This window comes from Arthrobacter silviterrae (assembly GCF_011045165.1).
GTDB classification, from domain to species: domain Bacteria; phylum Actinomycetota; class Actinomycetes; order Actinomycetales; family Micrococcaceae; genus Specibacter; species Specibacter silviterrae.
The window spans coordinates 1-6,613 of the sequence record NZ_JAAKZI010000064.1 but is presented as its reverse complement, the minus strand read 5'-3'; the positions used below and the strand labels follow the sequence as shown (position 1 = coordinate 6,613).

General features: G+C 55.0%; 4 protein-coding genes. 2 read left to right on the top strand and 2 right to left on the bottom strand.

The genetic code is table 11. The features are described 5' to 3' along the window. Positions 1-96: 96 nt before the first annotated feature. Both G6N77_RS19280 and G6N77_RS20525 read right to left on the bottom strand, forming a co-directional pair. Positions 97-2,598 (bottom strand): helicase C-terminal domain-containing protein, encoded by a 2,502-nt coding sequence (locus G6N77_RS19280; protein ID WP_165183793.1) that lies wholly within the window; start codon positions 2,596-2,598, stop codon positions 97-99. 695 nt (positions 2,599-3,293) lie between these two features. Continuing rightward, on the bottom strand, positions 3,294-4,445 hold the full coding sequence (locus G6N77_RS20525; protein ID WP_165183792.1) for a DNA cytosine methyltransferase: 1,152 nt from the start codon (positions 4,443-4,445) through the stop codon (positions 3,294-3,296). 52 nt (positions 4,446-4,497) lie between these two features. Here G6N77_RS20525 and G6N77_RS20520 point away from each other — a divergent pair, with 52 nt between their 5' ends. Further along, complete coding sequence (locus G6N77_RS20520) at positions 4,498-4,791, top strand: helix-turn-helix domain-containing protein (RefSeq protein WP_165183791.1); 294 nt, start codon at positions 4,498-4,500, stop codon at positions 4,789-4,791. Next, on the top strand, positions 4,784-6,439 hold the full coding sequence (locus G6N77_RS19265; RefSeq protein ID WP_165183790.1) for a hypothetical protein: 1,656 nt from the start codon (positions 4,784-4,786) through the stop codon (positions 6,437-6,439). The genes G6N77_RS20520 and G6N77_RS19265 overlap by 8 nt, the downstream gene beginning before the upstream one ends. Positions 6,440-6,613: the final 174 nt, after the last annotated feature.

The following is a 6,613-nucleotide window of genomic DNA, read 5'->3' as shown; positions in this document are numbered from 1 at the left end:
AGACCGTAAGACCCATGAGATTCGTTGCATCAAAGAATCCTTACTGATGCTCAGGCCATCGCGCGAGCAGCGATGATATGAACGATCCTTGCCTTGCTATAGCTTACGCGCAGCGACTCCCCATGACTGGGCAAACACCTTGCCATTCAGGCCCCAATCCGTCAATTGGGAGCTCACTTTGCCAACCTCCCTGTAGGCGTTGTCGGCGGCAAGCGCTGCCGCGAACTTACCGGCAGTATCGCGGAGCTTGGCGAGCTTAGCGAAGGTGATTACTTTGGCGCCGGGCCGCGCTGAGGCTTGCCTGTGCAGCACTTGGGTGTTGTGAATCATGATCGGTGTTGCGCTGCATGTATGGTCGTATTTCTCAGCGAACCAGTCCATGGAATGAGATAGCTGTTCTGCATCGTGCCGCCAAATCGCATCCGTGGTGCTGCCGCTCTTGCATTCGATGACCAAAAAAGCCAACTTACCTAAAGACCACAGCACGTCCGGGCCTTCCCCTGTGTCACGTTCGGGCCGTTGCGCAGCGAAGCCAAAGTGCAAACCGAGATCGTACATAGCCTGTTCGAACATTTGCACGCTTGCTTGGTTGGGGTCTGGTACGAGGTCGTCCAGGATCGCAGCAACACCGACTATCAGATCGTTGCCGTTTCCATAGCGTTCAGATAAGAATGCCGCAGCTTGCCGGGCCTGGTCTGCGAGGCTATTCAACCGGTGGTATTCGACGCCATCTCGCGGGCGTAGTACCGCCTTGTTATCTGTCTGGGCAGATTTCTGCATCTGCTGGGCTGCGGCGGGATCTGCTAGATGCAGATACCCAGCAGCGCGCTGCTTGAGCCAACCCTCGTGCCGGCGGTCGTCGTTGGCGGCAATTATGGCCTGACGCATTTTCGCATGAGCATCCCTATAGCGTCCAAGTTCAGCCAGCCGAAAGGCTTCCCGTTCCGCCACGGCAACTTCAGAGACTGTGCTAGTCGTTGGGTAGGTGACTCCATCAAGTGCGTCACGACTAGCTGCAACCCAACCAGGATCCCGATCCAGGCACTGGCCAATTACGCTGCCAATAGCGCTGAAAGGCATTCCATAAAGCATGTCGGCGACTTGGTCGGATAGAGCGAGCTGGGCACGTGTCGCTGGGCTGAATTTAGACGATCCGCCTGCCTTGTGTAGCCGCTGGGTGAGTTTCGACCCAACCAGTAGAACGACACAATGGTCGTCGTTGGAACGCACACCTCGGCCCATACCCTGTTCGATGCGCTGGATTTGTCGCGTGATCATGGCCTCACTTTCGCTCAGGGCAAGAGCTTCAATTCGTTCAAGAGCGCTGTAGGCCTCAGGGAGTCCGTCAAGGACAAGGATTCGGCAGGCGTCGCCGGGAAGGTCGATGCCGTCATACTTGTTGATCAAGACCACTAGACCGACGTGCCCCTCTCGGAGAGAGCGGACACCATCGTGGATGGTGCTGCTGTCGTGTTCTGCGTCGGCAAAGTCGCGCCAGAACGCGGCTCGACGTCGTGAAGGCACAATAACTACGACGTTGCGATGTAGCGCTTGTTCAACTAGAAAGGTGCGCACTTCCTCATCAGTGGTCCCAGGGTGAGTTTCCATCGGGGTAAGGATCATACGATCGCCCAGATCGTCGGCAGTCTGCGGTGTGATTGGCGTCGAGATCGGCGTCGGGGCAGCATCGAAGTGAGTCACCAGAACGCTGTCATCGGCCAGCGTCGCGGTTAAGTAGATCCGCCTCTTGGCAGTAGCCAGGCTAGGGATTCGGTCAATTGGCGGGCAGGGTGGTTTGATCTCGATCTCGTTGTAGGTGATCGCCACGTCACAAAGGTGCAGGACATCTCGAATCAGTGGCCATACAAACTTGAAGTTATTGGTGCTTTGTCGGTGTGGATGTAGGGCGTTCAGTACTTGTTGCTGTCGATCTGCCCAGGACCAATACGGAACGCGCAGGGCAACACCAGGTACATCTTCAGCAAGATCCCGGATAGTAGACGGCGATTGGTCACGAAGCGTGTCGTCGAAAAGGTCGGAAATCTCGTTGTATGCAGCGTGTCCACGAGGGATAGTCAAAGTGAATTGGTGTTCCAGCGTGGACACGCATGCGTGAGCGTCGTCGACCAATAGCGAGCCAATTTCTATACGTTGCCGAGTATCGCCTGCGACGCCGAAAACAGATATGCCGTTGATTACCTTGTGTATGTAGGTAACAAGTATTGCCTTACCGGCTTGGAACCGGCCGGATCGCGGATCATCCGTAGTTTCAAGGCCTAGGGCCGCGGCTTCAGCACGTACCTGATCAGCGAGATATATGTCGGGTGTGATGTAGACGGCTGGGCCAGCAACATCGTTGAGGCAACTTTTAAGCATCATCAGCCCTACTAAAGTTTTGCCGCCACCGGTGTTCATTTTGATAAGTAGGTCAGAATCGGTGCGTCGCTCGTGCCAGCTATCCCACACCTGAGATTGAACGTCCCACGGCCGGGCATACTTCGAGGCTTTAGCTGGTAAGGCGGCAAAGATTCGCCTTGGTTCGGTGGCAGAATCCACGACCGATTGCTTGGTTAGCTTTCCAAAGTCGAGTCCAGTCATCGTTAGTCCCCTTGTGCTCGTGCCTGTTCTGCCCTGGTCATCATCGTATCGGCTGTAAGGCGTTCAGAGCGTTCTTGATGACCCATCAAGGTGCAGCGATATCTAGTGTGTTCGGGAAGGGCCGGAAGGAAGGCTGTGCATGGCCACGGTCTTCCATGGCGACCACTTCAGGTGCCAGGAATGAGGCGGATGCTTACCGGCGGTAATGCGGACCCTGTCGTCCATCTATGGTTCGAAAGATCACTCGGTGATGGCCCACGGCTTTTTTCGGACCATTCGGGCTGAGTATCAGGCTTCGCCTGACACATGGCGTGCTTGCCTTGCCGCGGCTAATTCTCGTCCGGGTAGCCACTACGCGCACAGATAGTCAGGAATCCAGCCTGTGTATACCGCGGACTCGCTAAGGGTAGGAGGCATAGTTGACTTTTCGCGAGACTGAAATCCTACGGCCCAGGTTTCTGCCTAATTTGGCCCTCCAGAAGCCTGTAGGTCTTCGTATGCAGCCAGCATCCATTCCCCATCGCCGAACCTAATCTCGAAGAGAGATTCGTTCTGGTGGTTCGTACCCATTGAACTGATTTCAAAAAATGGCCACCTATCCCGCGCAAGTCCGACGGCATCTCTAGTGCTGACGGCGTGAAATGTCCCTATCGCTTGACCCGAGGCAAGAAGAGAAGGATCGCCACCCCTGAGATTCATACTCTCTGTCCAATGAGCCTCCCGGCTTCAGACAACGGTGCTTCTAGCCCCAGGGTCTCTCGGACCGCGCTTGCAACGGCAAATGCAAGAAGCGGGGGAACCGCATTGCCGATCTGGCGAAATTTTGCTGACTGTCGACCCTGCCATGGCGTATCACGGGGGAATGATTGCAAGACTGCGGCCTCCTCCACGGTAAGTCTTCGCAAAGTGGCCGCCGGGGGAAGTTTGGGGAGCGGTTCTCGGCCCTCATGAAAAAGCCGTCTGTGATAGTCAACGATCCATGGCGCCGATATTCCTGCGAGATGTCCGTCATCGACGATTGGAGTCCTATTTCCACCCATCGAGGCCGGCAGAGTCGGTGCTGGTCCGTCCAGGTTCATTGCGCGACCCTGGCCGTTGAAGAGCATTCCTGCATATGGTGACTTCCGGAGGACTGGGCGCTTCGCGAGTGTAATAATCGCGGTACATAGAGAGTCGTTCCCTGGCATACCTGCAGGGGGGAGGACTCGAAGGGCGTCGCGTACGCTTGGTGGGTTCAATGCCGTCGGTGCGGCTGGCATGGCAAAGTCGGGTCCCTCTTGTGGAACTCCTACTAGAAACATCCGCTCACGGGCTTGAGGAACCCCCCAGTGCGAAGCATTGAGTACAACCAAAGTGACTTTATAGTCTTTGGTGGCAGTTTCCTTCAACGCACTGATGATATCGCCCCACCGCTTATTACGGGCTAAGGCGGCGACGTTTTCCATCACAAACGCCTTGGGTTTGATTCGTTTGACGAGGCCAAGAAAGTCGAATACGTGGCGCGATCGAGGATCATTGGGGTCCATCCGACCCGCGACTGAAAACCCCTGGCAGGGCGGACCGCCGATTACCAAATCAGCCATACCTTCGTAGAGAGCGTCGGCCGCTACTCGAACGTCCCCACAAACTGATTTATGCCCAGTGAATCGAGCCGCAGCGTCTATCCACTCAGGGTCGACTACCTGGTCCAAACGGTTGTATGTGCTGACCGCATCAGGATCAATGTCATTCGCGAAAACGGGTGTCAAGCCCGCTTTCGCAAACCCTAGGTCCATACCGCCACACCCGGAGTACAAAGATACGAATGTTGGAGCGGGAACGTCAATCGGGCTATGTTCATTTCGCATAGCGCCACAGTATCGGGTTCTGAGGAGGGTCGCAAACGGTAGGGTCGGTGTTGTGCCTCCGTCCTACTCGCGTGAAGTCGAATTCCATCGTGCCCTTGCGCAACTGCTTTGTGATCTTCGAATAGAAGCTCACGTTTCCCAGGGGGCACTTTCAGCAGAATTAGGTATTGACCAGGCGGCGGTATCTCGCGTGGAGTCAGGGCAACGACGACTGACTGTCGCGGAAACGTTCTCTTGGTTCGAAGCCCTCGGCCTTGACCTTGGCGGAATGAGCGATCGACTTCTGGCACTTTGGGCCGAACACGGAGAACGCCCTCCAAGTTTGTGGACGGAGCCAGATGCCTGAATATAGTGGGCCCAGCCTGCCTGAAGCCATATCGTCGCTCCAGTTCCCTGTGGATCGAGCCAGTGAAACTTCGGTCGTTGCAGCCGTAGAGCAGCACCTCACTGCGTGCTCAATCTCACCAAGTGATGGCGCCTTGCTCATCCTCGAATCCCTGGATCAGTGGAATCAAACAGGCGTGCCCAACTCGCTCCTTAAGAACATCGTTCCAATCGCGCTCACTGCAGGTCTCGAAGGAGATCTCGGTAGCCTGCTATCAGCCAACTACTTCGTCATCTTCGGAAAACTTTTGGCAGGAACCACAGACTGGAACGGTCTCCCGCATACAACCGCACGGCGCCTAATCTCAAGACTTCCACTGCTGAACCATCTTCTGGTAGCAGAAAATATGTCATGCTCACAGGTCTCGAAGCTGCTCAAAGCACTGGAAACCAGCCTGGATGTGCCATACCAAGCAGTGGGCGTCATAGCGCGCGCGCTCGGGCATTTTCCCAGCCTTAGCTCCAACCTAGCTGGTGATGAACTGTGGAATTTGGATGCCAGCTTCGCCCTGTCATTATTCCCAGATAGCGATACCCTTGGTGCTTGTGATATTGCAGGAAAAGAAGCCGAAAAATACCTTCCGGAAACAGACGTCGCTCATCTGTTGCGGCAGCTCAGCCAGGTACTAATCCCCACGGGTCCTATCAACTGGCCCTATCTTCAGATCCTTCATTTCTGTTGCGTTCCCCTGGAATTCTTCGATCATCCCGCTAGTTACTTGTACGAATTTGCGCCACGTGGTCAAATCGCCATGCAATTGTTCGCCCGGTATCCAGCCTCAACTGGAAACCCTGTTCTGAATAACGCAAAAGCTGTTCAGACGCTAGATAGGGCTTGGGCACGAAATCGCGGAGGAGATGACGCCCATGCGCTCGTTGCCCTCTTGGAGTCATTGGAATCCCTGCCTCATGTCACGCGGAGGAGCCTGGCAAAAGTTCTCAGATCCTGGTTATACAGAGTCATAGAACTCGAAACTTCAACCCCGATTCCGTTGCCGACCGATCTAACAGCAGAGGAAATTGAGCGAGTAATTTACTATGTCGCTGATTACGAAACGAACACCCAGGGTGTTCTGGAACAACGGATCGTCGATGGCCTCTCATTTCTAGCTTTCGCAGGCGAGGGGTGGAGGCCTCGAGGAATCGGCGACAGTGTGAATGCATCGAACCTCTCGCGCCACAAGCTAGGCGATGTCGAATTTGCAAATGTCGACAACCGCACGGCCATCGCCCTTGAGGCTCATGGCGGGCACTTGTCGATCACCTATGTGAAGGATCATCAGCGTTCGCTCGCCAGGATCGTAGATCAACGCCTGGGAGAGTCCTGGTCGGCTCTTGACGAACCCTCAGCTTGGACCATCCGCGTGATCTTTGTTGCCCATTCGCGCGCACCATCTGGTCTCCCAGAAAACGAAGAAATCTCCAAAGTGAGGATCGAGTACGAATACTGGGACTACAAGCAACTTATCGAACAAGCGTCAGCTAGTACAGACCGCTTAGGAAGCGACAAAGAGTTTCACTCGTTTGCCATCCAGCCCTTGGATTTGACGACCACACGGCAGTCTGTACGCGATAGGTTTCTAGCTATCGCACGGCCGCTGCCTTCCTAGGGGAATATTTCGAAGGCGATAATTTGGGTGACTTCGTGCTCTCGTAGCCATCGGTTACGACGTGATTCTCCCCGTCGACGGAGAAAAATCAAAAGCGATCTCCAACGCAAGTCAATGCGATGCTCCTTTCTAGCGAATGAACGTATTGACCGACTCCAGGCCAAGAGAAGTTCA